The sequence below is a fragment of the Rahnella sp. P4_A8 genome (genome assembly GCF_056402435.1).
The window spans coordinates 1-1,064 of sequence record NZ_JBFUHK010000271.1; the positions used below are offsets into that span (position 1 = coordinate 1).

A 1,064-nucleotide genomic window follows, 5' to 3' on the forward strand; every position below is an offset into this window, starting at 1 on the left:
GCGTCAAGGCTGACCCATATTATGCAGATCCAGGCACAATATGGACGTTTATGGCTGCGTTCCCGCTTTCGCCGGATGACCGTTCCGACCTCAGTAAAGATTTTCCTTCTCGCCCTGCTGGGGCTGACGGCGTTAGCCATCACCGGAACATTGCTGTTGATCCTCGATGTCATCGCACTGATGCTATCTGTTATGAAACGGCCTTTTCAGCGGGGTAACCTCCGGCAGCGTTATCTGATGAGAAAGCCTGTATAACGAAAAACCGTGGCGGATATCTCCGGCACGGTTTGAAGTTACAGGAATACTTCCCGATTATCAGGCAGGCATACCACAAAGTTTGGTGAGATTTCTGGCACCGATCATGAGGGTGGCAACATAGGATTGTCTGCGGGTCACAACTTCGACCGCAACACGCGCATCTTTATATTTGATGAGATAGGTGGAAGGCCAGCCCTGCCGGCGTTTGCCGTAGGCTTTTTCATGACTGTCGATAGCTGCATGAGCAACCACCAGATGGGAGAGAGTTTTATCACCTTTAATGATGCGCTTCATAATGGACTCCGCCTTAGACACAACTGTCAAAATGAGGAAACATTAATCACTTGATACGCATCGCTTTATGCGACGCTTATTCGAATCACTTCTTTGCAAAACTTTGTCACTATCTGAGTATCTCTGCGCTTTTGTTTATACGCAAGTCTTACTAAGCAGGAAACATACCATAGCGGCACGAAGGGGACGTTTGCTTTGCGCCTGCCATTGGCCTTGAGGACTGCTGATTTCAGCAAGCCAGAGAGGATTGCTTTGCAACTCTTTAAAATTAATGCTGATTTTGTTGGCGCAAATGATCGGCCACGCATCGGAGGGGTTGTTGCAATAATCTTTGCCTTTCATTCCGCCATAGGGATACCACTTCTCAGGTTCCTCTCCGGTCAGTAAGGCTATGTTGTGGTTCACTTCACTGTCGTTTTCTTCAGACCATTTGATCATCAGTTATTCCATCCTGCAGGGCACATGCGTGGAGACTACCGGAGGAATAAGACAGTTTTATGAAGGAAGATCAG

General features: G+C 47.9%; 3 protein-coding genes. 1 reads left to right on the plus strand and 2 read right to left on the minus strand.

Annotated elements, in window-relative coordinates:
• The coding region (locus AC1DUO_RS25340; RefSeq protein WP_477989446.1) for a hypothetical protein at positions 1-255 on the plus strand (255 nt) is incomplete at its 5' end.
• A gap of 60 nt (positions 256-315) precedes the next feature.
• Here the strand turns inward: AC1DUO_RS25340 and AC1DUO_RS25345 are convergent.
• Both AC1DUO_RS25345 and AC1DUO_RS25350 read right to left on the minus strand, forming a co-directional pair.
• Entirely contained in the window at positions 316-552 is a 237-nt protein-coding gene (locus tag AC1DUO_RS25345; RefSeq protein ID WP_013576199.1) for a DUF4060 family protein, read from the minus strand.
• Between the two features lie 135 nt (positions 553-687).
• Positions 688-990, minus strand: coding sequence for a phage protein NinX family protein (locus tag AC1DUO_RS25350; RefSeq protein WP_013576200.1), 303 nt, complete (start codon positions 988-990; stop codon positions 688-690).
• Positions 991-1,064: the final 74 nt, after the last annotated feature.

Coding starts and splice junctions, on each gene's coding strand:
- AC1DUO_RS25350 (WP_013576200.1), bottom strand. CDS start 990: ATGATCAAATGGTCTGAAGAAAACGACAGTGAAGTGAACCACAACATA.
- AC1DUO_RS25345 (WP_013576199.1), bottom strand. CDS start 552: ATGAAGCGCATCATTAAAGGTGATAAAACTCTCTCCCATCTGGTGGTT.